Annotated in this window: 1 protein-coding gene; it reads left to right on the top strand. The window is 41.9% G+C overall.

Translation table 11 applies throughout. From position 1 onward, the window contains the following. The coding region (locus R7Z50_RS30375; RefSeq protein ID WP_318150134.1) for a hypothetical protein at nucleotides 1-544 on the top strand (544 nt) is incomplete at both ends.

Below are 544 nucleotides of genomic sequence, written 5' to 3'. Positions count from 1 at the left end.
TGAACCAAGAGGGTAGCTGGGTTAATGCATCAACTGGAGAGCCGACAAAGACTCTTAGCTTAATTGAGCTATACAACATCGAAAACGCCCATACAGAAGGTTTAGATAACGATAATGAATTAACCTTAGATAGTACCAACTTCGCAGAGCTTGCTGCCGATGGTGGCTTCGATATTGATTTCAGAGAACAATATACAGGCTTGGACCATGATCTTATTGAAACCACACATGAAATAGAACCCATTGTCGATGATTTCAACTTTGATATTGACACATTAGCTAACCTTGACATGAATGAACTGGAACCTGAAATAGAGGGAGCCCAGTTAGAACAGCTCAAAGAAAATATAGTTGATGCTATTGACCTAGAAACAGACAACGAGCCTGTAAACCACGAGCAAGAACTGACTAACCCTGACGCTTGGTCCGATGAACTCACTCACGGCAATCATAACCTGGAAGAGAGCATTGAGGTTGAGGCAGAAACGGATAGCCCAGAATTACTCGATAATGCAGATGACTGGTTGGATGAATTATCTGAACA

Source organism: Vibrio sp. 1249-1 (assembly GCF_033340495.1).
Note: the sequence above shows the minus strand (reverse complement) of the source record. Positions and strands in the feature narration are given on the sequence as shown.